Annotated in this window: 18 protein-coding genes; 12 read left to right on the top strand and 6 right to left on the bottom strand. The window is 53.9% G+C overall.

Annotated elements, in window-relative coordinates:
* Nucleotides 1-127: 127 nt before the first annotated feature.
* Nucleotides 128-1,660, bottom strand: a complete 1,533-nt coding sequence (locus tag ACO0LB_RS03200; RefSeq protein WP_423046413.1) for a peptide MFS transporter — start codon at nucleotides 1,658-1,660, stop codon at nucleotides 128-130.
* A gap of 137 nt (nucleotides 1,661-1,797) precedes the next feature.
* Here ACO0LB_RS03200 and ACO0LB_RS03195 point away from each other — a divergent pair, with 137 nt between their 5' ends.
* From ACO0LB_RS03195 to ACO0LB_RS03180, 4 genes are all read left to right on the top strand, one after another.
* Nucleotides 1,798-2,130, top strand: coding sequence for a hypothetical protein (locus tag ACO0LB_RS03195; RefSeq protein ID WP_423046411.1), 333 nt, complete (start codon nucleotides 1,798-1,800; stop codon nucleotides 2,128-2,130).
* A 129-nt stretch (nucleotides 2,131-2,259) separates the two neighbouring features.
* The gene (locus ACO0LB_RS03190; protein ID WP_423046409.1) at nucleotides 2,260-4,779 is read left to right on the top strand and encodes a prolyl oligopeptidase family serine peptidase; all 2,520 of its coding nucleotides are present in this window, start codon (nucleotides 2,260-2,262) and stop codon (nucleotides 4,777-4,779) included.
* Between the two features lie 276 nt (nucleotides 4,780-5,055).
* Entirely contained in the window at nucleotides 5,056-5,511 is a 456-nt protein-coding gene (locus tag ACO0LB_RS03185; protein ID WP_423046407.1) for a response regulator, read from the top strand.
* Nucleotides 5,512-5,686: 175 nt separating this feature from the next.
* Nucleotides 5,687-6,553 carry a DMT family transporter gene (locus ACO0LB_RS03180; protein WP_423046405.1) on the top strand — a complete coding sequence of 289 codons (867 nt, stop codon included), beginning with the start codon at nucleotides 5,687-5,689 and terminating at the stop codon, nucleotides 6,551-6,553.
* Nucleotides 6,554-6,760: 207 nt separating this feature from the next.
* Here the strand turns inward: ACO0LB_RS03180 and ACO0LB_RS03175 are convergent, their stop codons facing one another.
* Nucleotides 6,761-7,423, bottom strand: a complete 663-nt coding sequence (locus tag ACO0LB_RS03175) for a GGDEF domain-containing protein (protein ID WP_423046403.1) — start codon at nucleotides 7,421-7,423, stop codon at nucleotides 6,761-6,763.
* A gap of 72 nt (nucleotides 7,424-7,495) precedes the next feature.
* Here ACO0LB_RS03175 and ACO0LB_RS03170 point away from each other — a divergent pair, with 72 nt between their 5' ends.
* Both ACO0LB_RS03170 and ACO0LB_RS03165 read left to right on the top strand, forming a co-directional pair.
* Nucleotides 7,496-8,476: a 1-aminocyclopropane-1-carboxylate deaminase/D-cysteine desulfhydrase gene (locus tag ACO0LB_RS03170; RefSeq protein ID WP_423046401.1), complete on the top strand. Its 981-nt coding sequence runs from the start codon at nucleotides 7,496-7,498 to the stop codon at nucleotides 8,474-8,476.
* Between the two features lie 3 nt (nucleotides 8,477-8,479).
* Nucleotides 8,480-9,418, top strand: coding sequence for a substrate-binding periplasmic protein (locus ACO0LB_RS03165; protein WP_423046399.1), 939 nt, complete (start codon nucleotides 8,480-8,482; stop codon nucleotides 9,416-9,418).
* A gap of 171 nt (nucleotides 9,419-9,589) precedes the next feature.
* On the opposite strand, the gene dinB is transcribed toward ACO0LB_RS03165, so the two are convergent.
* The gene (gene dinB / locus ACO0LB_RS03160) at nucleotides 9,590-10,738 is read right to left on the bottom strand and encodes a DNA polymerase IV (protein WP_423046397.1); all 1,149 of its coding nucleotides are present in this window, start codon (nucleotides 10,736-10,738) and stop codon (nucleotides 9,590-9,592) included.
* A 420-nt stretch (nucleotides 10,739-11,158) separates the two neighbouring features.
* Here dinB and ACO0LB_RS03155 point away from each other — a divergent pair, with 420 nt between their 5' ends.
* Together ACO0LB_RS03155 and ACO0LB_RS03150 are read left to right on the top strand one after the other, a co-directional pair.
* The gene (locus ACO0LB_RS03155) at nucleotides 11,159-11,644 is read left to right on the top strand and encodes a thioredoxin family protein (protein ID WP_423046395.1); all 486 of its coding nucleotides are present in this window, start codon (nucleotides 11,159-11,161) and stop codon (nucleotides 11,642-11,644) included.
* A gap of 36 nt (nucleotides 11,645-11,680) precedes the next feature.
* Nucleotides 11,681-14,080, top strand: coding sequence for a PAS domain-containing sensor histidine kinase (locus ACO0LB_RS03150; protein WP_423046393.1), 2,400 nt, complete (start codon nucleotides 11,681-11,683; stop codon nucleotides 14,078-14,080).
* A gap of 126 nt (nucleotides 14,081-14,206) precedes the next feature.
* Here ACO0LB_RS03150 and ACO0LB_RS03145 read toward each other — a convergent pair whose 3' ends face one another.
* Nucleotides 14,207-15,343: a helix-turn-helix domain-containing protein gene (locus ACO0LB_RS03145; protein WP_423046391.1), complete on the bottom strand. Its 1,137-nt coding sequence runs from the start codon at nucleotides 15,341-15,343 to the stop codon at nucleotides 14,207-14,209.
* A 304-nt stretch (nucleotides 15,344-15,647) separates the two neighbouring features.
* On the opposite strand from ACO0LB_RS03145, the gene ACO0LB_RS03140 reads away from it, so the two are divergent.
* A complete protein-coding gene (locus tag ACO0LB_RS03140) occupies nucleotides 15,648-17,252 on the top strand; it encodes a GMC family oxidoreductase (RefSeq protein ID WP_423046389.1) in 1,605 nt (534 codons plus the stop codon).
* Nucleotides 17,253-17,392: 140 nt separating this feature from the next.
* Here the strand turns inward: ACO0LB_RS03140 and ACO0LB_RS03135 are convergent, their stop codons facing one another.
* Nucleotides 17,393-17,776: a SirB2 family protein gene (locus ACO0LB_RS03135; protein ID WP_423046387.1), complete on the bottom strand. Its 384-nt coding sequence runs from the start codon at nucleotides 17,774-17,776 to the stop codon at nucleotides 17,393-17,395.
* Between the two features lie 156 nt (nucleotides 17,777-17,932).
* Between ACO0LB_RS03135 and ACO0LB_RS03130 the strand changes: the two genes are divergently transcribed.
* Together ACO0LB_RS03130 and ACO0LB_RS03125 are read left to right on the top strand one after the other, a co-directional pair.
* Nucleotides 17,933-18,757 (top strand): D-hexose-6-phosphate mutarotase, encoded by an 825-nt coding sequence (locus ACO0LB_RS03130; protein WP_423046385.1) that lies wholly within the window; start codon nucleotides 17,933-17,935, stop codon nucleotides 18,755-18,757.
* 534 nt (nucleotides 18,758-19,291) lie between these two features.
* Complete coding sequence (locus ACO0LB_RS03125; protein WP_423046383.1) at nucleotides 19,292-22,057, top strand: M16 family metallopeptidase; 2,766 nt, start codon at nucleotides 19,292-19,294, stop codon at nucleotides 22,055-22,057.
* Between the two features lie 47 nt (nucleotides 22,058-22,104).
* Here ACO0LB_RS03125 and ACO0LB_RS03120 read toward each other — a convergent pair whose 3' ends face one another.
* The gene (locus ACO0LB_RS03120; RefSeq protein WP_423046381.1) at nucleotides 22,105-22,740 is read right to left on the bottom strand and encodes a YcbK family protein; all 636 of its coding nucleotides are present in this window, start codon (nucleotides 22,738-22,740) and stop codon (nucleotides 22,105-22,107) included.
* Nucleotides 22,741-22,972: 232 nt separating this feature from the next.
* Here ACO0LB_RS03120 and ACO0LB_RS03115 point away from each other — a divergent pair, with 232 nt between their 5' ends.
* Nucleotides 22,973-24,202 carry a GIN domain-containing protein gene (locus ACO0LB_RS03115; protein WP_423046379.1) on the top strand — a complete coding sequence of 410 codons (1,230 nt, stop codon included), beginning with the start codon at nucleotides 22,973-22,975 and terminating at the stop codon, nucleotides 24,200-24,202.
* Nucleotides 24,203-24,210: the final 8 nt, after the last annotated feature.

Below are 24,210 nucleotides of genomic sequence, written 5' to 3'. Positions count from 1 at the left end.
AATATAAGGAAATTGAAATTCAGTCGCCATGAGTACGCAGCCGTTTTGTGTTGATGAGAACTGACACAAAACTACCTCAGCGACGTTACGTAAGTCCTATTAGAGAATGATGAGCACTCCCTTAGTCTTAGTGGATGCCATGCATTTTCTTTTCCATCCACTTGTTCAGGCTCATCAGTACCAGACCAGCGACGATAGGAATGATGGTGAAAATCAGGAAAAACGTGGACAAAGAATATATTTCCGAAATATGGTCAATATAGCTGCCAGTCATGCCTGCCAGCTTGTTGGCAATCGCTGTATTCAGAAACCAGACGCCAAACATCAGCCCCAGCAAGCGCGATGGTGCCAGCTTACTGATGTACGACAGTCCGACAGGGGACAGACATAGCTCACCCATCGTATGAAAAAAGTAAGCGGCGATCAGGAAAATCATGCTGACCGATGCGGTTTTAGCACCAGCAGGAATACTGGAAGCGCCATAAGATAAAGCAGCAAAGCCCAGACCCAACAAAATCAGACCAACGCCAAATTTAATCGGCCCGCTGGGGTTCCAGTGTTTTTCCCAGAGAGAAGAAAACATCGGCGCCAGTATCACCAAGAAAAAGGAATTCAAAATGCTGAACCAGGTTGCCGGTACACTCGATTTGTCCATCGAGAATTCGCGTCCCAGCATCCAGATGACCAAGGCCCAGATAGCGCCGATACAGACGATCAGCAAGATATTCGACAGCAGATAGCGTTTTGCTGTGCCGACAAACAGTTTCAGCAACAACCACGACAGAATCGCTGTCGGAATCACGGTCATCAGGCTATTGACGATCTTAAAAATCAAACCGCTGGTGCCGACCAGTTCCCGGTCGGTATAGTCGGAAGCGAAGATGGTCATCGAGCCGCCCGCCTGCTCGAACGCAAACCAGAAAAAAATCGTGAAGAAAGAAAAGACACAGATCGCCTTCAGACGATCGGCCACAATATGTGCTGGCGGCTCTTCTTCGGCCACCACTTGCTTACCTGTTTGTTGCGATTTTGACAGACCGATATCGCCAAAAATGCCCTGACCGAAATAAAACTGTATCGCACCCAGAATCATGAAAGCGCCTGCCAGACCGAAGCCATACGACCAGGAAATTTTTTCGCCGATATAACCGCACAGAGAAATACCAAAGAATGCGCCTGCATTCACACCCATGTAGAACAGGGTATAACCACCGTCGCGGCCGCTTTCATTGTCTTTGTTGTACAACTGCCCGACGATGGCGGAGATATTCGGTTTAAATAAGCCCGTGCCAAACACCACCAGCGATAAGCCCAGATAAAACATCGGCGGCGTATCAAACAGCAGACAGGCATGTCCGGAAGCAATCACGAATCCACCCAGAACAACGGAGCGACGGCTACCCAGCAAACGATCGGCAATATAGCCGCCCAGTATCGGCGTCAGATACACCAGGCCGGTATACCAGCCATACAGATTGGTCGCATCAGCCCGCGTCCAGCCCCAGCCACCCTTGGCAGTCTGGGTGACCAGAAACAGCACCAGAAGGGCACGCATGCCGTAATAAGAAAATCGTTCCCACATTTCTGTAAAGAACAACACAAACAGGCTATCGGGGTGTCCGAGAATAGTGTGTGCACCCGGTGTTTGAATTTTGTTCAAAGTGCTCTCCGTTAATTATTTTGGGTAAAATAGTCTTGTCGCAAAAAAATTTTCATCGACAGACAGAAAATGATATGAATTAAGTCAATTCGGAGCGTAGCTTACCACGATGAAAAGCAAAATTTGAACCAGTTGTCATGCAATGCAACAAGAAAACCAGAGGTTCTCATCTACTTTTCATCATCGCCACTTTCCTGATTCCGACCAGTAAAACGGTCGCGGCCAGCGCAGCAACTCAACACCGGAAACCTGTGGCAACAGGATTGACGGAACAAATGCAACTGGGCAATATGCGTGTTTTGCATCAAAAAGTGGCACAGGAGAAATTGCTGCACTGCCGCTGGACAGAAAACGCCACAGAAAATACTCTTCTGTCTGATCCACGGAAGAGTTTTTGTCGTCATGTGTCGAAGAATGGGCGAGGTAAGTTCTGGCTGGAATTTCTGACCAAAATACCATCTCGGTTCTGAAAGCGACATGCCCCACGCATGGTTGTGATCATTCTGCGCTGTCACCGATCATCGTCCGTTCGCCGCTACTCTGGGCGATTTTTCTTTTCTATTCAGTACATGCCGTTGTCTTTTCAATCTTATCGTCCGATGATCCAAACACGTCAAACACGCCAAATACATCCCAGGCACCCATTCAAGCCGCTGTTTCCGTTGTTGATTGCCGCCACGCTGAGTTTGCTGAATGTGGTGACACCGGCAGGCAGCAGTCTGGCGGCGACGTCTGGCACTGACAATGGCTATCATTTGCCTGTACCGGAATTGCAAGCGGTGGTGGATGCGCCACGCGGCCCTTTGTTCAGACTCGGGCCACAACGCAAGACCGCCTTGCTGATTCAGTTGCCCGGTCTGCCGGGTATTGCCGAAGTTGCGCAACCCGAACTGAAACTGGCAGGACTCAGAATCAATCCGCGCACCCGCGCTGCCAGCCATTTCGACTTTGGTACGGGGCTCAGCCTGCTCGATGTTGCCACCGGAAAAACCCGCGAAGTCAGCGGCCTGCCTACTAAAACCAGAATTGCCGATACTGCCTGGTCACCGGATGAGCAATGGCTGGCCTTCAGTCTGTGGACCGATAACGGTGTGGAACTGTGGCTGCTGGATGTCAAAAAAGCCCGTGCCCAACGGCTGATTGCCGACAAACTCAATGCCACAATCAGCCCGGGCTTTGCCTGGAGCAATGGTTCAGAGCAATTGCTGGTGCGCCTGCTGCCCCTGCATCAAGCCAACCCTCCCGTTGCCAGAGACATTCCCGGCGGACCGAATACGCAGGAAACCAAAGGCGGTAAAGTCGCGCAAAACCGCACCTATCCCGATATGCTGAAAACGCCACACGACGCCGACCTGCTGGACTGGCATCTGCAAACCCAGCTCGGCTTTGTACAGATCAATGGCAATCTGCAACGCATCGGCCCTGTCATGACACTCAGCAAGGCACTGGCCTCGCCGGATGGCAAACTGATCCTGACGACGCAGTTACGCCGCCCCTATTCCACGATGCTGCAGATAGATCGCTTCGGGCAACTGATCGAAGTCTGGGATAACCAGGGTCATAAAATCAAAACGATCGCTGAGCGCCCCATGCGCGAACGCTTGCCAAGCGGGAACGATGCCGTACAGGCCGGACCGCGTGATTTTGGTTGGCGGCATGACAAGGCGGCCACGCTGTACTGGCTGGAGGCGCAGGCGGGCGGCGACCCGGAAGCCCATTCCCGGGTGCACGATGTGTTGTTACAGCAAGCAGCGCCATTCGATTCTGCACCACAGAAGTTGATGGATCTGGCCTGGCGTTTTTCCGGAGTGCAGTGGGCCAACGATGGTTTGGCACTGGTGACAGAAAGCTGGTGGAAAAGTCGTGACACCCGTACCTGGCGCATACAACCGGGCTTGCCTGAAAGTAAGCCGGAACTGTTATTCAGTCGGAAATCCGAAGATCAGTATGCCAATCCGGGCACGCCCGCCATGACATTGAATCCATTTGGCAAACCCGTGTTGCGAACAACGCAGGAAGGCCAAGCGCTGTTCCTGACGGGGACTGGCGCCACTGTGGACGGAGATCGTCCGTTTCTGGACAAATTCGATTTGCTGAACAAGCAGGTCACCCATCTCTGGCGCTCACAGGCGCCTTATTATGAAGAAGTGGTGGGGATACTGGATGACAAGGCGCGCCGCATTATCACCAGCCGGGAAGCAGCGGAAGAACGTCCGAATTACTATGTCCGCGACCTGAGCGGCACCGATGCCTTACGTGCGCTGACACAGTTCCCACATCCGACGCCGCAACTCAAAGGCATACAGAAACAGCAGATACGCTATAAACGTGATGACGGCGTTGATCTGAGTGCCACGCTGTATCTGCCGCCCGGCTATGAGCCAAAACGTGATGGCCCGCGCCCCATGCTGATGTGGGCCTACCCGCGCGAATTCAAGACAGCAGAAGCGGCCGGACAAGTCAGCGGCTCGCCTTACCGCTTTAACCGGATTCCCTATAACAGCCCTCTGGTGATGCTGGCACGCGGCTATACGGTGCTGGATGGCCCCAGCATGCCGATCATTGGCGAAGGAAAACGTGAACCCAATGATACGTATATCGAACAATTGAAAATGGATGCGGAAGCCGCTGTGGATGAAGTCGTGCGTCTGGGTGTGGCAGACCGCAACCGGATCGCGATTGGCGGCCACAGCTATGGTGCCTTCATGACCGCCAATCTGTTGACGCATACCCGCCTGTTCCGCGCTGGGATTGCCCGCTCCGGCGCCTATAACCGGACGCTGACGCCGTTTGGTTTCCAGTCCGAAGACCGTAATTTCTGGCAAGCGCGCAAGACGTATCAGGAGATGTCACCGTTTAATTTTGCCAACCAGATCAAGGATCCTATCTTGTTCATTCATGGCGAGCAGGACAATAATCCCGGCACCTTCCCGGTACAGAGCGAACGCATGTATCAGGCATTGCAAGGGCTGGGTTCTGTGACGCGCCTGGTGATGCTGCCCAATGAAAGTCACGGCTACCGCGCCCGCGAATCCATCATGCACATGCTGTGGGAACAGGATCGCTGGCTGGAAACGTATGTCAAAAATGCCCGAGGTGAAGCCGGCACGAAGGACTGAGCCTATTGATGTGGGCTGGTTGTCTGATCGTTTGTTGATTGTTTTTTGATTGTTTTTTGATTGGATGTTGAATGGATGTTGAATGTTGACAGCCTGTGACTGGCAGGAGAATCTCCTCTATCGCCTGCCAGCAACAGCGCGCTTATGTCTGCTGGTGGTCAGCTGATTGGTCAGCTAATTTGTTAGCTGATTTGTTCTCTGACCATTCAGCGTTTTTTTACCTGCCATTATTTTTTTGCATTACTATGCAAATTACTCATCCGTTACCGGACTCCCATGCTTAAAGCCGTCATTCTGGACGCCAATGCTGTCGCCCGCAATTTACTGACCTCGGTTCTCATCAACGGCGGCCACGAAGTCGTGGGTGATGCCAATCTGAGTCCGGCCAGTATCGCCAAAATCGTGAATTTGAAACCACAGATCATTTGCATCGATATCGGTGAAGTCAATAACGAGGGCTTGCAACTGCTCGACCATTTACGTGCCTCACTGCCCAAATCGCTGTTGTTCATGGTGTCGTCCAAAATCGATGCCGCGACCCTGCAAGCGGCGCAGCAACGCGGTGTGCATGGCTTTATTGTGAAGCCATTCAACTCGGTGGCGGTACTCAATTCCATCCGCAATACCATCCTCCGCATTGCCAAACAATCACGCCCGGTCGATGCCGGAGCTGCTGCAACCACCGCAGCCGCTGCGACAGATCAGCCTGCAGGCGATACCAGCAGCAGTTGATCCGCAAGCGCCTATCGTGCCTTAGTGCCCTAAGTACCTTCTTGCCTCCTTGCCTTCGCACATGGTCAACGGCCGACCATCTGCTGTCTGAAAGCGGCCAGCGCTGCATTGCCTGATTTGTTACACTGCGTGCTCTTGACGGATTCGTCCTTGATTCATTCCTACCGGAGCCACTATGCGCAGCAGTGATTTTTTCCGACTCGTTTCTCTGGCCGCTATCTGGGGCGCATCGTTCCTGTTCATGCGCGTCATAGCACCCGTACTGGGAGCCATCTGGACTGCCGAAGTGCGCGTCACACTGGCGGGGATCGCCTTACTGTTGCTGATGCTGGTCACTAAAAGAGCGATGCAGTTTGGTCAGCACTGGCGCGCTTATCTGGTGCTGGGACTGGTCAATTCAGCGCTGCCGTTTGCCCTGTATTCCTATGCGGCGCTGACTATTCCGGCGGGTTATTCTGCGATTGTGAACGCCACCAGTCCGCTCTGGGGCGCACTCATGGGCCGTGTTTTTCTGGGTGAACAACTGACGATCCGGAAGATGCTGGGCATGGCGGTCGGTGTGGCAGGCGTGGCGCTGCTAGTACGACTGGGACCAGTGGCATGGAGCCACGAGTTATTTCTGGCCGTATTGGCTTGCGTCGGCGCCACCGTGTGTTATGCGCTGGCAGGTATTTACTCGAAAAAAGTCTCCGGTAAGCTCAGTGCCATGCAAATGGCGACGGGTTCGCAATGTGGCGCCAGCTTGGTATTGCTGCCACTGCTCTCGGTAGCACCGGTGCAGGGCGAGATCACGAGCACCATCATGATCGTGGCCGCGGCACTGGCATTGCTATGCAGCGCGGTCGCGTATCTGATTTACTTCCGTTTGATGGCCGATGTTGGCCCGACCAAAGCGCTGACGGTGACCTTCCTGATCCCCTTGTTTGCCTTGCTGTGGGGCTTTGTGTTCCTGCATGAAACGATTACGCTCAGCACGCTGGCGGGTTGCGTGGGCGTGGTGCTGGCAACCTGGCTGGTGGTAGTGCAACCCCGACAGACCTGACATTCACCAGAAATTGAGCTGCACCCAAACTGAAATCAAGTGAAAACCAAAGCAAAAATCAGCCCAAATCAGCTCAAATCAGCTCAAATCGGCTGATTTGAGCTCTTAATATACTGGCGGGAGTATTATTCAACACGCCTTTGTTTATGCCGACAATATGCCTATTTTGGCTGATACTCCCCTGATTTTGCTATTTTTCAATCGCTATCAATCATCGTCCGCCGGATTGTAATCTGGCAACGGCGGTTCAATTTGCTGAATCTGATCTGCTCCTTTTGTCCTGGCAGTAAGCAGAGCGCCGGTCGTGCGTTGCAGCATCAGATCGGCGGTGTCCTTGATCGCATTGGTGGTGATTCCGCAGGAAAACGTGATCCTCAGCCCCGGTGCCACGGCTTCCCAATCAAGCGTGGCGATGCGCGCTTTGAGGCGGGCGATGGCCTTCAGACTCTGATCCAGCCAGGTGGTCGGCATCACGATGGCAAACTCATTCGCGGCAACGCGGCCAAATGAATCAAGAGTGCGCAACATATCCAGCGCCTCTTTTGCCACCATCTGCAACACCTGACGCGCAACAGCCTGACCATGTTGTTCCAGAATACGCTCCAGACCATCGACACTGATCACCACCAGCGAAAAAGTGTGCCCCGTACGAAACGAACGTGCCAGTTCACCTTCCAGCATGCTGAGCAGGGTACGGCGGTTGAGTGCGCCGGTCAGGTGGTCGTTCTGCACCATGCTTTCCAGCTGATTCAATACCGTTTCCAGCGTCGGCAACAAGTTGTCTTGCTGCCCATGATCTTTCAATTGCTTGATCAATTGGCTCAGCTGCAGCCTGGCATTCATCAGCGGTTGATGGGAATCTGAGGACATGTTCTCTCCGGCGGGTATGGAAGCAAGCGATACAATGGCACTTTACCATTTTGTAAGCAGTTTCCGCCAAGCATGTTGTTCAGTACCTCCCCCTCTGCCTGTCAGCCGCTCAGTTCGGCACTGTTTCCCGGAATGTCCTTATGGATCAAGCGCGACGACCAGCTGCATCCACTGGTATCCGGCAATAAATTCCGCAAACTCAAATATCCGCTACAGGCCATTCAGGCACAGTGCTTATCCGACGACGCACTGCCGCATTCGCCACCGGCCCCGCATCTGGTGTCGATGGGCGGCATCTGGTCAAACCACCTGCACGCGCTGGCACACGCCGCCGCCCTCAGCGGATTACCCGCAACAGCGCTGGTGCGCGGCGCAGAAGGAATGCGCAGCGCCATGCTGGATGACTGCCGGCAGATGGGCATGCAGATACGCTTCGTCACACGCGAGGCATACCGGCAATTGCGACAATTGCGACAAGACCCTGCGCACTGGCAGCAATATATTGCTCCGGACGACCCGCAAGCGTATGTCTGGCTGCCCGAAGGCGGTAGCAGCCCGGAAGCACTGCATGGTGTGGCAGAACTGGTTGAGGAATTGCCGTTCATCCCGGACACGATCGTGCTGGCCTGTGGCACCGGCGCCACATTGGCGGGCATTCTGGCCGGATTACGTGGACGCAGTCGCGTTATCGGCATCCCGGTAGTCAGCCAGCCCGCTTACCTGCATCAGGACATCGCGCGCCTGTTACAGCAGGCAAACTATCCGGCGTATGACAATTATCAATTGTCAGATGGATTTCAGCACGGTGGTTACGCCAAAACCAGTCCGGAGTTGCTACAATTTTGTGCAGAATTTATTCACGATACGGGTATCGCCATCGAACCCGTTTACACTGGAAAAATGTTATTCGCTGTCCGGCAATTATGGCTTGACGGTTTTTTTCACCCGCAAGAACGTGTCGTGGCTATCCACACAGGTGGATTGCAAGGAGCACGCGGATTTGCGCCATTGCCATCGCCATCCGCAGCGACTGTTACAGAAATGATGAAGTAAACCATGTTTTCCTTGTTGCCCCTGCTTTTGTTGCTTTTGCTACTTTCACCGCTGCTGCCACTGATACCACTGATACAAGCGTCCCGAGCACGCCTGTCTGGTAAATGTCACCACGATGTTGCCCGTTCCGCCCGCAGAGAACGCCGGTTATTGCACGTCAGCACCGGCCTTCTGCTGTCACTGCCGATAGCGCATAGCCATGCCCAAAGTGCCACCACGACAACAACCGCACAGACTCACCAGACCGCTCCCGTATTGCGGATTGCTATTTTTGAAAATCTCGATTATCCGCTCAGTATCTATGACGCGCAGCACCAGTTGATTGGCGGCGTGCAAAAGGAATTTGCCGACCGCATCGCCAGAAGCATCGGTGCCGATGCCATCTACCTGCCGTATTCGCGCCGCCGTATCGAGCAAGTCATCATCAGCGGCGAAGCCGATTTACTCTGCTACACCAGCCCGCAATGGTCAGACAAACCAGACGCCATGCAATGGAGCATTCCCTCCCTGCCGCAACTGGAACGTGTGGTGGTGCTGGCAAGCCAGCCTGTGCCAGAACAATTTGCCAGAGATTTACCAGGAAAAAGAATGGCGGTACAGATCGGCTATCACTATCCGACACTCACCGCATTGTTCGACTCAGGGCAAACCACCCGTGTCGACATGACCGACGTACCCAGTATGTTCCGTATGCTGGAGCGCGGCGGCGCAGATGCCTTGATCAGCTCCGAAAGCGAGATCGAGGGATTTTTCAAACGCTTTCCGGAAAAACGCACACTGTTCAAAATTTCGCATCAGACTTTCTCACTCATGCAAACACAATGCGCCTTGTCGAAAAAGTCTGGCTGGAAAATAGACGCCATCAACCAAGCCATCCGTCGCATGCAAAACAATGGCGAACTCACCCGCATGATGCGACGCTATGGCCTGTCTGATCATTGATGCGGAGGCGTTACAACACTGCAAACGCACACCAGCAAACATCTTCACACCCATACGCCAGACAACCCGGATAGGTTCTTGCCATCATCCGGTGTAAGCAACAAGCCTTAGTAAGCTTTAGTAAGACTCCGTAAGATTCAACAGAAATCGGTCACAGAATTCAGGCCAATATCAAAACAAATTATGCTGGGTATAACTCTGTGTGCTGGCTGGCGTATTGCGGGGAGTCAGGGCGCTGGCTTTCACGCCCAGCAAACGCAGACGCAGATCGAGTGGCACGCGGCGCAGACACTCTCCGGCGGCTCTGCGGATGGCCTGTGCATCGCCTACCGGCACCGGCAAGCTCAGATCCCGCGTGACGGTATGAAAATCGGTAAAGCGCAATTTGATGCCGATGGTTTTAGCGAGATATTGCTTACGTTCCAGATCCTGCGCCAGACGCGTACACAAGTCGGTAAAAATCACGGATAGAGCCTCGCGGTCATGCCTGGCATGCAGATCACGTTCAAAGGTGGTTTCCCTGCTGACCGATTTGGGTTCAGAACTGGTGACGACAGGTCGCTCATCAATTCCACGCGCCACACGCTGCAACCATGCTGCATAGGTGGAACCGAAATGGGTCTGCAACAGATCCGGTGCAGCGGCCGCCAGTTCGCCAATGGTGGCAATACCTAACGCCGATAATTTTTCTGTGGCTTTCGGGCCTATGCCGTTGACCTTGCGCACCGCCAGCGGCCAAATGCGGTGCGGTATATCGTCACAGGCCAGCAAGGTCAGACCATCCGGCTTTTCCAGATCAGAGCAGATTTTTGCCAGCAGCTTATTTGGTGCCACGCCTATCGAACACGATAATCCCGTCGTATCGCGCACTGCATCTTTGATTTGTTGCGCCAGTTGCCTGCTATCGCCATCATGCTCTGTCAGATCAAGATAAATTTCGTCGATACCACGGTCTTCAATCAGCGGCGCAATCTGGCTGACTGCCTGTTTGAACAGGCGTGAATAATAGCGGTAAGAATCAAAATCCGCTGGCAACAGTATTGCTTCCGGTGCCATTTGCGCTGCCTTCATCAGACCCATCGCAGAAAATACGCCCAGCGCCCTCGCTTCGTAAGTGGAGGTGGTGACCACACCACGACCGGCATAGTCACGCAGGCGTGCATAACTACGCGTACCGTCGGCATGATCTGTGGGCTGATGAACACGGCGGCCACCAATCACCACCGGTTGCCCGCGTAATTCCGGGTATTTCAGTAATTCCACAGAGGCATAAAACGCATCCATATCCAGATGCGCAATCCGGCGCAAGCGACCCGTCATTAGCAACCCCCAGCACACGGGCCCGCCATGAGGCATCGGTGTCCGCATGAGTATGTGCAAGTGCAAGTGTTCGCCGCCCCACCGGAGGTGTACATCGATAGCGGCACGATGAGCAGGCCAAAGTCAGTTTTATACATGTGAATCATTGCCCTTCTGACGGTATGACCGGGGGCGGTAAAGTGTGATGTTGTTAATCCTGTCTATGTATGAATAACACAATGAATCGCCAGTGACGGCTGCAAAAAGCGATCCGATATCCAACACAAACGGCTTGGTGGAATTTTACTCCGTTTTTACTATAAAACTGTATATATATACAGCATTGATCTGATTCAATCTTCTTGTATGTTTTTGTGCAACATGACAAACCTGTTCTTTTCGGTCACTATCTCAAGGTGTTTATTTTCTTTCTGATTCATGATGAAAAAACGTCTCCGTTTGCTTTGTGCGCTGATCTTCAGTGCTGCGTTGTTACCGGCAATCGCGGTATCTGCGGCGTCAGCAACTCCGGCGCAACCCTACGATGAAACCGCCGATGCACAAGCCGCTGTCACCAAAGCGCTGTCACAGGCAAAAAGCAGCAACAAGAAAGTACTGATTCTGTTCGGTGCCAACTGGTGCAAGGATTGTCTGGAGCTGGATAAATCCCTGCAAGGTCAGAGCGCCGCATTGATTGCCAGCAAATTCGTGTTGGTGAAGGTGGATGTCGGCCAGTTTGATAAAAATCTGACACTGGTCAACCATTACGATAATCCGATCAAAAAGGGTATTCCTGCGGCCGTTGTGGTCAATGCCGACAACACGCTGCTGTATGCGTCCAAAGGTGGAGAATTATCCAATGCACGTCGAATGAGCGAACAAGGGGTGTATGATTTTTTCAGTCATGTTCTTACGCAACATCCTTAGCAACCTTAGCAGCGTTCATCAGAGTCAGGTTTGCCAATGACAGAAAAGCACGAACTCACGGCCGCAGCCATTACCACGCCGGTGCTGATAGATGCAGCAGAACTGGAGCAGCTGCGGCGGAGTCACGCGCTGCTGTCGAACTTTTCACGATGTCTGCCGGGGATGTTTTATCAGTTCCGGCGCTATCCTGATGGCCGTTTCTGTTTTCCATATACCAGCGAAGCAGTGTTGCAGTTTTTTGGTCTTCGGGCAGAAGAATTACAGAACGATGCCAGTATTCTGTTCAGCAAAATTCATCCGGATGATATCCCCGCGCTGACAACTGCCGTGCGCCATTCTGCTGAAACAATGACGGTCTGGCGCTGCGAATACCGGATACTGCCACAGCAATCCGGCAACCAGAGCGGTACCGAAGGACACGCCGCGCCCGCCGAACGCTGGGTGCTGGGAGATTCCACACCAGAAGCGCAGCCAGACGGTAGCGTGCTCTGGCATGGCTATCTTTCTGATATCACCGCGCGCAAACAGGCAGAACAACAACTGCTGGCAGCCGAACGCCAGAGTCGGCTGGTACTCAAGGCATCGAATCAGGGTTTGTACGATATCAACCTGACGACCGGCGAAGGCCATTTCAACCACGATTATCTGCAAATGCTGGGCTACACGCCGGATGACTTTGCCGACAATGCCAGCTTCTGGCGTTATTTCTGGTCAGAAGGCGTGCATCCCGATGACATCGGACGCATGCAGCAGGCTTACCGCACCCATTTTAAGTCGCATGGTGAGAGTGATTACATTGTCGAATTCCGGCAAAAAAACAAGGCGGGGGAATGGCGCTGGATACTGTCGCAAGGATGTGTCGTTGAATGGGATAACAATGGTCGCGCGTTGCGGATGCTCGGTACGCATGTGGATATTACCGACCGTAAACAGACAGAATCCATTTTGCAACAGAATCAGGAGCAACTGGAAACCAGCAACAACCGCTACAAGGAACTGGCGCGTGAGCTGGAAATCCTGATCACCAACACGCCGGTTGGCATCATGTTTGTCAGCGACGGTGTGATTGTGCGCGCCAACAAGGCATTGGCAGAACTTTGTCATTTTCCGGATGCGGCGATGATGATCGGCGTACAGACGACGTTTCTGTATCGGGATATGGATGATTACCGCGCCTTTGGTCAGCAGGTGATTCCGGTCTTGCTCAAAGATGAACTGGTCGAACTGGAATGGCGTCTGCGACGTGCTACCGGAGAGCCGTTCACTGCGCGGGTCGTGGGGCGGGCGTTGCCAAACGAGCGCTACCAGCGCTGTGCAGTCTGGATGGTGGAAGACATCACCGAACAGCGCCGCACGTTGGACTCATTACGCCAAAGCGAACATCGGCTGCAAAGGCTGATGAACCATAGTCTGATCGGCATTGTGCAAGGGCGTGGCAGCAAGTATTTGCTGGATGTGAACAATATGTTTGTGCAACTCAGTGGTTATACCCGCGAGGAGTTGCTGGGCAACGAAACAAGCTGGACTTGCCTGCTGTCAGAATCCGATCAGCTACTTTGCCGCCAGTCGTATACCGCCTTGCTGGAACATGGCAGCACCGCACCGGTAGAAATCATGCTGATCCATCGTGATGGTCACCAGATACCGATGCTGGTCGGCCTGAGTCTGCTGGAAAACTCGCGGGCAGAATGGGTGGCCTTCATCATGGATATCAGCGAGCGTTTGCGTATGACTCAATTGAAGACTGAATTTATCTCGGTCGTCAGCCATGAACTTCGGACGCCGCTGACCTCTATCCGCGGCTCCCTGAGTCTGCTCGAATCCGGTGTCGCGGGTCAGCTGTCTGAGCAAGGAAAACATCTGGTCAAAATTGCGCATAACAACAGCAAGCGCCTGATCACGCTGGTCAATGACATTCTGGACATGGATAAACTGGCCAGTGGCAAGATGACGTTCAAATCCGAACCGGTTGATCTGGTCGCGTTGGTACACAACGCGATCGAAGCTAACCTGACGTATGCGAGCTCCCTGAAAGTCCGGCTGGTGCTACGCCAGCATCCGCCAAGTGCCTGGATCATGGCGGACTATGACAGGCTGATGCAGGTGATGGCGAATTTACTGTCCAATGCTGCTAAATTTTCTGACGAAGGCAGCAATGTCCATCTGCAAATCTGGACCTGTGGCAATCGCTACCGGGTAGAGGTCTGTGATACCGGGCCCGGTATCACGCTGGAATTCCAGAATCGTCTGTTTGAACCATTCACTCAGGCTGATGGCACCAATACACGGCAGCAGGGCGGCACAGGCTTAGGCTTGTCCATCACCAAAGTGATGGTAGAAAAAATGCACGGCAATATCGGTTTTGACAGCGAAGTCGGCAAAGGATCAACATTCTGGTTTGAATTTGACAGCCACAGCAATCAGCAACTGGTTTGATGCACGGCACGTTCGTTCAAATCAACACATGAAGACGGATGCACCAGCACGCCAACAAGGCTGGGCGAGCCTCCTGTATTTTGGGAAACATCATGCGCCGGGGAAGTATCGCGTCAGTCCTGCTGCTTATTGCGGCTGACTCCGCATCTGCAGACGATAATCTCCGGGACTAAGATGCGTCCAGCGCCGGAAAGCGCGGCGAAAACTGCGGCTGTCTGAATAACCCAGCTCGACGGCGATATCGTCCAGACTGCGGCTGCCCTGCAACAAGCGTTTGGCACGTGTTATCCGTATATTTTCTGTGATGTTGGCATACGAGGTGCCTTCGCGGGCCAGTAAACGATGCAAGGTACGCGGGCTCATCCCCAGCACTGTTGCCATGTCCTGTACCGGGTGCTGCTCACACTGCAGCGTCACCAGTTTGCGTAGCAGGCTTTGCCGACCCAGTACACCGACTGCCGCCAATTCCTGTTCACATGCCAGCCGTGCACGCAGGATCAGGTCGGGATCGGCCTGTGCTGCGGCCTGTGATGTGGCATGGTGCAGGCGAATATCAAGCATCGCCGGAGAAAACACCAGGCGACTGACATCAGCGCGATCAACCACAGGGCAGCCAAAAAATGCTTCCGCCATCGAGCGCCCACCCGGGCAACTGCCACGCAATTCCACTTTGTGTAGCGACAATGGCTGACCGCACAGCTGGCGCGCCGCATTCAGTGCAGTTGCCAAATGATCGGCATCCAGAAAATCCTGTAATTCCGGATCATCAAACAGACCATGCGCCACCAGCGCCATCTGCGCGCCGTCCTGCTCCAGACTCAGTTGCACCATAGAGCCGGCAATCAGCTGATATTCCAGCCCGAACCGGAGCGCCTCGCCCAGAGACACCTGCGCCCGCATGCCGTACTCCATTTGCCCCAGTTGCGGTAAAAATTTGCGAGCACCGGACAACAACGCCAATCCGTCGACACCCTGCTGACGGGCCTGCAATAACCCCGCTCTGGCCTGAACGTAGCTGATACGCTGACCGGAATCAGCAGCGGAACGTGAATCCGGCTCAGAATGGGCGCAGGCAAGCGCAGCGGCACCTGTCTGTGCAGGCAAGGAAGAAGCATGCTCCGCAAATGCCTGAAACATCTCCTGCACGCGCCACTGCTGCTCGCGAGCTATCGCCAGCACACCGCTGAACGGATGCGCCGGAAATACCGCATCCTGCACCGATAACACGGTGGCAGATACCCGTTGCTTATCTACAGTCGTCATTGGCGTTCATCATTTGCGTTATTGACGTTGATGGTTCACGTTGATGGTTCATGTTCATGCTTCAGATCCCGGTCTTCAGCGCGCTCATCCGCTCCCACATCCACTCCCGACCTGTTTTGACCTGTTTTGAACTATTGTGGCTTGTTCTGAGCTGATGGAGCCAAGTCTGCAAAGTGGCAGTAAATGTCCTTACTTATCGCCCCGGGACGCACTACTATCGACCGTAACGTACACCTGAAATCCGGATTCGGCAACATAGCAGAACCATTGTGTGTATCTGATCAACCTTATGGAAGAGACAAATATGACTGACATCAGTGATTACATCGTCGTCGGCGGCGGTTCTGGCGGCTGCGCCGTGGCAGGACGACTGACGGAAGACCCCGGCATCCACGTGACGGTACTTGAAGCCGGCAACCGGGGTGACAGCTGGGTCGTGAATACGCCGATCGGTGTGGTGGCAATGTTACCCACCAAGCTCAATAACTGGGCGTTTGAAACCGTACCACAACCGGGCCTGAACGGTCGCCGCGGCTATCAACCGCGCGGCAAAATGCTGGGCGGCTCCTCGGGACTGAATGCAATGGTGTATATCCGTGGTCATCGTTCTGATTACGATCACTGGGCTGCACTGGGCAACACCGGCTGGTCGTATGAGGAGGTATTGCCTTACTTTATCCGTTCAGAAAACAACGAGAGTCTGGGCGGGCAGTATCACGGTCAGTCCGGCCCCTTGCGCGTCAGCCATCTGCGCACCGACAACCCTTATCAGCAGCGGTATCTGGAAGCAGCGCGACAAGCGGGTTTTCCGATCAACGATGATTTTAACGGGGCAGAACAAGAAGGCATCGGCATCTATCAGGTCACGCAACATCAGGGAGAGCGCTGGACAGCCGCGCGTGGCTACCTGCATCCGCATATCGGCAAACGCGCCAATCTGCGGGTAGAAACCGGCTGTCAGGTAACGCGTGTGGTGTTTGAAGGAAAACGTGCTGTCGCCGTCGAATATCGTCAGAACGGTGTGCAAAAAACCTTACACGCACGTTGCGAAATCCTGCTGGCTGCTGGCGCTTTCCAGACGCCGCAATTACTGATGCTGTCCGGCGTGGGCGATGGTGCCGCTTTGCAAAAAATGGGGATTCCGGTGGTACACGATGCGCCGGGTGTCGGACAACATTTACAGGATCATCCGGATTTTGTTTTCAAATACCGGGCCAACAGTCTGGACTTACTTGGTATTTCCGCCGGTGGCAGCGTGCGCATGATGCGGGAATTCAGCCGTTATCAGCGCCAGCGACGCGGCATGCTGACCTCGAATGGTGCCGAGGGAGGCGGATTTTTGAAAACCGATCCGTCGTTGCCAGCGCCGGATATCCAGCTGCACTTTGTCATGGCGATGCTCGATGACCATGCCCGCAAACTGCATCTGGGTCACGGCTATTCCTGTCACGTCTGTTTGCTGCGCCCGAAAAGCAGCGGCGAAGTCACGCTCGCCAGCCCCGACCCGTTCAGCGCACCGCTGATTAACCCGCGCTTTCTGGAGCATCCTGATGATCTGGAAAACATGCTCAAAGGTTTTAAACTCACCCGTCGCCTGCTCAATGCCCCGGCGCTGGCGCAGGCACGCAGCAGCGAATTCCAGACCGCAGATATCCAGATCGACGACCAGATCCGCGCCGTGTTAAGGGAAAAAACGGATACCGTTTATCATCCAATCGGCACCTGCAAAATGGGTACCGATGACATGGCGGTGGTCGATCCGGAACTCAGGGTGCATGGCATACAGGGCTTGCGCGTGGTGGATGCCTCGATCATGCCAACACTGATCGGTGGCAATACCAATGCCCCTACGATGATGATCGGTGAAAAAGCCGCCGACCTGCTACGCGCCGCTCACCGCCAGGGATGATGCCGGGGGTGCCGAGGATGACTTCGGTATGAAAAGTGCTGGCCGTATTCGTCGCATACGGTCAGCAGGGAAGACATCGCACGTCAAACATCAAACGTCATGACAGAACAACATGCTGCCTGACTGCCCTGCCTGGTTGGTCAGAACGGCAACGCTTGCTTGGTGATGGCAACTGCCACGATATAGGCAAAAACAGCCAGCGCCGCGATCATGGCGCTCAGACGCGTGCCGGCAGTGCGTCCACGCTTGATCGCGATGGTTCCCAGCAGAATATACGCCAACAACGCCAGCAATTTGGCCGTCAGCCAGCTTTGCTCAAACGGATACTGACCGCTCAGTACAGCAAGCGTCACGGCACTGGCCAGTAAGATGGTATCAATCACGTGCGGCAGCACTTTGACCCAGGTTTTTTGCAGCATACCGGCGCCCCGTACGGCCCAGATGCCACGCAGGACAAACAACAACCCGCTCAGACCGGCGCAGGTGATGTGCAGATGTTTGACGGCAATATAGCTGATCGACATAAAGAAAATATCCTGATTAATCATTCACAATAGGTATGCCGCATCCTACCTGAAATCGGCGCAGTACCACTTCTGGCATCGCGATCAATAGCGCGGCTTGGCTTAGAATAGTCGTTCTGTGTGTTCTACAACATATTCACCGAAAGAAATTCCCGCATGACTGATCTCATTCTGACCGCCAGTGATGGCGCTGCTGTCCGTATCGCCAGCCAGGGCGCACATGTCTGCTCCTGGATACCCGCCGGTGGCACAGAACAATTATTTTTGAGCAAAACATCCGGTTTTGCGCCGGGCGTCGCCATCCGTGGCGGTGTACCTGTTATTTTTCCGCAATTCGCTGGTCTGGGTACCTTGCCTAAACATGGTTTTGCCCGCACATCTGAATGGCGGCTGTTGCAGTCCGGCCTGCTGGCGGATGGCAGCGCAGAAGCAGTGTATGAACTGCGTGAAAACATCGCCCGGCTGACGATCTGGCCGCATGTGTTCCGGGCAACATTCAAAGTCACGGTCGGTGCGGCTCGTCTGCAGATGGCGCTGGCGATCGACAATACCGGAGATACGACGTTTCAGTTCACCAGTGCGCTGCATACCTATCTGGCGGTGGATGATCTCCGTCAGGCACGGGTACAAGGCTTGCAGGGTTTGCAGTACCGCGACAGCGTGAGCGGCGCGCAGCATTGCACCGAACATGCCGCGCTGTTGCAGATTGAAGGTGAAACAGATCGTATTTACGGCGCAGTGCCAGAGATACTCGAATTACAACAGCCACATCAGACGCTGCGCATTCATGCCCGCGGCTTTGCGGATGCCGTGATCTGGAATCCCGGCCAGAGCGCCGGCAAGCTCAGTGATCTGGACAGCGGCGGGGAACAACGCATGTTGTGCATTGAAGCTGCAACTATTTTACAGCCCGTCTGTCTGACACCTGGAGCACAATGGAGCGGCAGCCAGACGCTGGAAGTGTTCCCCACGGCAAGCTGATGCCAGGCCGTGATGTCGGTATGAAATCATGTTGGCCTGAAATCAGGCTGGTCTGCAAGCGAAGGGGAGCCGTCAGGGGTCAGATAAAGCCTGATTGCGACGGAATCCGGCATACTCCCCCTGATTTTTTGTAATATCGACCGCTTGTCAGCATAAAATAAGGCATGCTGTAGCATACTCCCGTGAGTATTATTAAGCCGTATTTTGCTTCCGCCAGGCCCGTATTTGCCTGAACCAGTTTGCATGAAGTTGTTTGTCTGATTTTTATGTGAATTTCTTCTCTGTATTGTTTAACTGAATGAGGACTGACACAACAGTACCCCGGCAAGGCCAGACAAGCTTTCTGCGCTGAGACAATAACTGGCAATAAGGCCGGTAATAACACTTGTCATAGGCGCTTGTCATCAATTCTTGTCAGGCTGGTACCGATGTTGTACCTCGCTTGTATCGCTTGTATATCAAGAAACCAACATGCCGCTGGGGTGGTTGATGTCAGTCTTGTCCATATTGCCCGATCATCCGTAAAGGAAATCTATGTCACACCGTCCCTTCCTGCCTCTGTCCCTGACGCCTGTGCTGCGTGCGCTGGTCTTAGGCGGGGTGTTCATGTTTACCGAACCACCGGCGCTGGCAGATAATTTGCCGCATGGAATGAGCCAGATCACCAGTGTCGAAGGCATTACCGAATACCGACTGGCGAATGGCCTGCGTGTGCTGTTGTTACCGGACGCCAGCAAACCCACCGTAACGGTCAATATGACGTATCTGGTCGGCTCGCGGCACGAGAATTACGGCGAAACCGGCATGGCGCATTTGTTAGAACATCTGATGTTCAAAGGCACGCCGACCAACCCCAGAATTGATGACGAATTCAACAAGCGCGGCATGCGCATGAACGGCACCACATCGCTGGACCGCACCAATTACTACGAACTGTTTCAGGCCAGCGACGACAATCTGAAATGGGCACTCGAAATGGAAGCCGATCGCATGGTCAATTCGCATATCGCGAAAAAAGACCTGGATACCGAGATGACGGTCGTGCGCAATGAGTTTGAAAAGGGCGAAAACTCTCCGGGCGGCGTGTTGATGAAACGCCTGCAAAGCGTGGCGTACGACTGGCACAATTATGGACATTCGACGATAGGTAACCGCTCGGATATCGAAAACGTCAGGATCGAGAATCTGCAAGCGTTTTATCGTACTTACTACCAACCCGACAATGCGGTTCTGCTGGTCGCAGGCAAATTTAATCCGTCCAGCACATTGCAATGGATCAGCCATGCATTTGGCCGCATTCCCAAACCCAGCCGCACCTTACCCAGCTTCTGGACGACAGAACCGGTACAGGATGGTGAACGCAGTGTGATTGTCCGCCGTCAGGGCGATGTGCAATTGCTGATGATAGGGTACAAAATCCCTGCCGATCTGCATCCCGACAGCGACGATATCGGTTATGCCAGCAACCTGCTGACAAGCGCGCCACACGGGCGTCTGCATAAGCAACTGGTCGAAACCGGCAAAGTCGTGCAGGTGTTTTCGACCAGCGTCGGCCATGCTGCGCCGGGGCTGGCGATCATTGGCGCTGTGGTCAAAAAAGGTGAGTCGATAGAAGCGGCACGACAAGCGTTGCTGGACGGTATCGACGATTTTATGGCGCATCCCCCCACCGCCGAGGAAATCGAACGCCTGAAGCGCGAAGAAAGCAACCAATACGAAAAACTGTTGAACAACCATGAAACCGTGGGCATCAGCTTGTCCGAATACATCGCCATGGGCGACTGGCGCTATCTGTTCAAAGAAAGAGACGCGATCGCCCAGATCAACGCGGCCCAGATCAACGCTACGGCCAAACGCTATTTCGTGCGTGACAACCGCACGGTCGGCATGTTTATTCCGGAAGACAAACCGCAGCGTGCAGAGATTCCGGCTGCGCCTGCCATCGCAACGGTGATGCAGGGATTTGTTCCGAAAGCCGCGTATCTGACCGGAGAGGAATTCGATGCCACTCCTGCCAACATTGACCGACGCACACAGATCAGCCAGATCGACGGTTTACAAGTCGCGCTGCTGCCCAAGAAAAATCGCGGAGCAACCGTGAATGTGGCGATGTTATTACGCTGGGGTGATGAAAAAACCCTGTTCGGCAAACAGACTATCGCCAACTTTACACGCAGCTTGCTGACAACGGGCACCAGCAGGTACAGCCGCGCACAACTGGCCGATGAAATGTCGCGCCTGAAAATCAGCGGCAATGTTTATAACTTCCAGACCACACGCGAACATTTACCGGCCGCCATTGCCCTGATGGCGCATGTACTGCGCGAAGCGAATTTCCCGGAAAGCGAATTTATCCAGGCCAAAGAAAAAGCATTGGTCGGACTGGAATCGAGCCGCAACGAACCCGGCGCCATCGCCGCCCGCGCGATGGCCGCCCATTTTAATCACTATCCCAAAGGCGATTTCCGCTATGCACCCACACTGGAGGAGTCGCTGGCAGCTCTGCGCGCGCTGACACTGGCCGACATTCACACTTATCACCAGCAAATGTATGGTGCTTCTCAGGGTGAATTGTCTATCGTCGGCGACTTCGATGCTGATGCAGCCAAACAGGCGATCAGCGCTGCGTTCAGCGGCTGGCACAGCCATTTGCCCTATACGCGGCTGAATACGCAATATGCCGACATCGCACCGGTACGGCAGATATTCAATACGCCTGAAAAAGAAAACGGCAGTTATCTGGCACGGCTGAATCTGAATTTGCGCGAAGACGATGCCGATACCGTGGCCTTAAGAGTCGCCAATTACATCTTCGGCGGCGGCTCCGGCCTCAATTCGCGCCTGCTGGAACGTATACGACAAAAAGATGGCTTGTCCTATGGCGGCGGTTCCAGCCTCAGCGTCAGCGAACTCGATCGTGACGGTAGTTTCAGCATCAGCGCCATTGCCGCCCCACAAAACCTGCAAAAGCTCGATCAGGCGATACAGGAAGAACTGGCACGTGCCCTGAAAGAAGGCTTTACCGCCGAAGAATTAGCCAAAGCCAAATCGGGTCTGCTGCAACAACGCGCACAGAGCCGCAGCAATGACAATACGCTGGCAGGTACCTGGAACGGCAATCTGTATCTGAAGCGTACCTTTGCCTGGTCACAAAGTATCGACGACAAAATACAGGCGGTGACGCTGGAGCAGGTGAATCAGGCATTCCGCCGGTATATTCATCCAGCCAGCATGAGTATTTTTATTGCAGGAGATCAAGCCCGGTTTCAGTCACCTGTCGATAAAGCCGCCCAGCAATAACCATTTGCGCAACAGACATACTGAATCAGCGTTGCTGGCGGCAATGATCAGCCTTTCCAGCTGCGCTGCAAGCCGGTATCAGTATGAATCCAGCCGCCATTGGCAGAAGGGCGATAATAAAAGCCGACGCCGCCCTGACGGAAACTGCGGATCAGTTCTCCCAGCACTTCCTCATGCAACTGCGCGATCCGGATATCAGCGGCCTTGCCTTCCATGTGCAGAGATTTGCGGGCAGCGGGAACGCCTTGTTCTATCAGGCGACGATTGGATTCCGGCGTGCGGTAGCCGGATAAAATTTCGAGTGGCCGCGTCATACCAAAACGTGCAACATAGGCTTGGGTTGCCCACAGGGTTTCGAGTAATTTGGGGTCAATGGCTGCCGCCTGTTTCCCATTCACGTCGCGTAACAAATGGCATAGTTCCTGATAGGCGGAGTCAATCATTTCGCCATCTTTCCAGTACAGTAATTTGCTACGTTCACCGCTGGCTGGACGAACCAGATCAAGTGTTCTGGGCTTGACCCAGAATTCGATATCCAGCGCCTGGGAATCAAACAGGTCCGGTGGCGGTTCCAGTTGTCCGGTTTTTTTGGGTTCGCCGGACTGCGCCAGCGAAGTACCGGCAAACAAACCAGCAGCGGTGAGTAAAATACTTTTCTTTAATACATGGCGACGCGTTGGCATGGAGTATCAATCTGTTCAACAATAAGGGACAAGCTTAGTGTAACGCCGATTAACGAATCTTCAAGTGCTGGCGCCACATTCTGTCAGCGAGATTGGCATTTGATGCCGTACTTTTTGCCGTTCGTCGTTTTCACAGGCCACGGTGTTCAAAACGGCACTACACTCACATGCTTAGAAAACTGCCATCATGACCGTTGTTTCCATTGACACTGTTCATTGTCCATTGACTACTATGCGAAATTTATTCCCTCCATTATTTCCTTCATCCATGCGCCTGCTGGTGTTACCGGCATTGATTCTCAGCCTGAATGCCTGTGACATCAATGTCCATTCGGAACAACTCGCAGGCAATGGTCACATGGTGACGCAGGCGCGGACCATCGGCTCATTCGATGCCATCAGCAATGACAGCTCACAGGATATTCTGATCGTCAGCGGAGAAAATCCGGGCGTTGATGTCAGTGGTGATGAAAACCTGCTCGCAGAAATAGATACCATCGTCGAAAACAATACGCTGATCATCCGCAACAAGCATAAAGGACTGAAACTGGGCTGGAGCCAGCCGCACATCGCGGTCAAAATTACGGCAACCCGGTTTTCTACCTTGAATAGTCAGGGCAGCGGCAATATCGATCTGCGTGCCTTCGATGGCAAACAGTTGCGCGTCAATAGCAATGGTTCTGGCGACCTGGTGCTGGCAGGCCGCACCGAGGAACTGACGATTAACATCCGTGGCAGTGGCGACCTGCGCGGATCACAGCTCCAGAGTCAGCAATTAACGCTCAACATACACGGTTCGGGCGACGTACACTTGCAAAATGTCGGACAAACGGCAAACATCAATGTGAATGGCAGCGGTGACGTCGAGCTGAGTCAGCTGGCGCAAACGAAAGTGAAGCTGACCGTCAACGGCTCGGGCAATACTGAGCTCAATGGCGATATCCGCGATCTGAACATCGAGGTACATGGCTCCGGCGACGTTGAGGTCGCGGGTCTGCATTCGCAGCAGGTTCAACTGCGCATACAAGGCTCTGGCGATGTGAAACTGGCAGGAGAAACTGCTCAACTCATCATCAATGCCCACGGTTCCGGTGATCTGAATGCCGCGCATTTACAGGTTGCCAGCGCACAAATCAGCAACAATGGTCCCTCCAATCTGTCGGAGTTACACATCATGCAAACGCTCAAGGCAGACATCAGTGGCTCGGGCGATCTGAGCGCCATTTCAGACTCGAACGCGACGTTCGATCTGACGATGTCCGGCCCTGGCAATGTCAATCTGAGCGGAAAAGCCAAGAGCCTGCAAGCCAGACTCAGCGGTTCCGGTGATTTGCATGCCAAGCAGCTGTTACTCGACAATGCCAGCATTAAGGTCACCGGCGCGGGCGAAGCAGAGGTCAATGTCAAAAAAGCGGACGGTTCACGCGTTGTCAGAATTGATCGTAACGGCGTCGTCAGTTAATACTCTTC

Origin of the sequence: Undibacterium sp. SXout7W, from assembly GCF_049339385.1 — a bacterium.
Classification (GTDB): Bacteria; Pseudomonadota; Gammaproteobacteria; order Burkholderiales; family Burkholderiaceae_D; genus Undibacterium.
This window is presented reverse-complemented; position numbering and strand designations above follow the sequence as displayed.

Coding starts and splice junctions, on each gene's coding strand:
- ACO0LB_RS03195 (WP_423046411.1), top strand. CDS start 1,798: ATGCAATGCAACAAGAAAACCAGAGGTTCTCATCTACTTTTCATCATC.
- ACO0LB_RS03190 (WP_423046409.1), top strand. CDS start 2,260: ATGATCCAAACACGTCAAACACGCCAAATACATCCCAGGCACCCATTC.
- ACO0LB_RS03185 (WP_423046407.1), top strand. CDS start 5,056: ATGCTTAAAGCCGTCATTCTGGACGCCAATGCTGTCGCCCGCAATTTA.
- ACO0LB_RS03180 (WP_423046405.1), top strand. CDS start 5,687: ATGCGCAGCAGTGATTTTTTCCGACTCGTTTCTCTGGCCGCTATCTGG.
- ACO0LB_RS03175 (WP_423046403.1), bottom strand. CDS start 7,423: ATGTCCTCAGATTCCCATCAACCGCTGATGAATGCCAGGCTGCAGCTG.
- ACO0LB_RS03170 (WP_423046401.1), top strand. CDS start 7,496: ATGTTGTTCAGTACCTCCCCCTCTGCCTGTCAGCCGCTCAGTTCGGCA.
- ACO0LB_RS03165 (WP_423046399.1), top strand. CDS start 8,480: ATGTTTTCCTTGTTGCCCCTGCTTTTGTTGCTTTTGCTACTTTCACCG.
- dinB (WP_423046397.1), bottom strand. CDS start 10,738: ATGACGGGTCGCTTGCGCCGGATTGCGCATCTGGATATGGATGCGTTT.
- ACO0LB_RS03155 (WP_423046395.1), top strand. CDS start 11,159: ATGAAAAAACGTCTCCGTTTGCTTTGTGCGCTGATCTTCAGTGCTGCG.
- ACO0LB_RS03150 (WP_423046393.1), top strand. CDS start 11,681: ATGACAGAAAAGCACGAACTCACGGCCGCAGCCATTACCACGCCGGTG.
- ACO0LB_RS03145 (WP_423046391.1), bottom strand. CDS start 15,343: ATGACGACTGTAGATAAGCAACGGGTATCTGCCACCGTGTTATCGGTG.
- ACO0LB_RS03140 (WP_423046389.1), top strand. CDS start 15,648: ATGACTGACATCAGTGATTACATCGTCGTCGGCGGCGGTTCTGGCGGC.
- ACO0LB_RS03135 (WP_423046387.1), bottom strand. CDS start 17,776: ATGTCGATCAGCTATATTGCCGTCAAACATCTGCACATCACCTGCGCC.
- ACO0LB_RS03130 (WP_423046385.1), top strand. CDS start 17,933: ATGACTGATCTCATTCTGACCGCCAGTGATGGCGCTGCTGTCCGTATC.
- ACO0LB_RS03125 (WP_423046383.1), top strand. CDS start 19,292: ATGTCACACCGTCCCTTCCTGCCTCTGTCCCTGACGCCTGTGCTGCGT.
- ACO0LB_RS03120 (WP_423046381.1), bottom strand. CDS start 22,740: ATGCCAACGCGTCGCCATGTATTAAAGAAAAGTATTTTACTCACCGCT.
- ACO0LB_RS03115 (WP_423046379.1), top strand. CDS start 22,973: ATGCGAAATTTATTCCCTCCATTATTTCCTTCATCCATGCGCCTGCTG.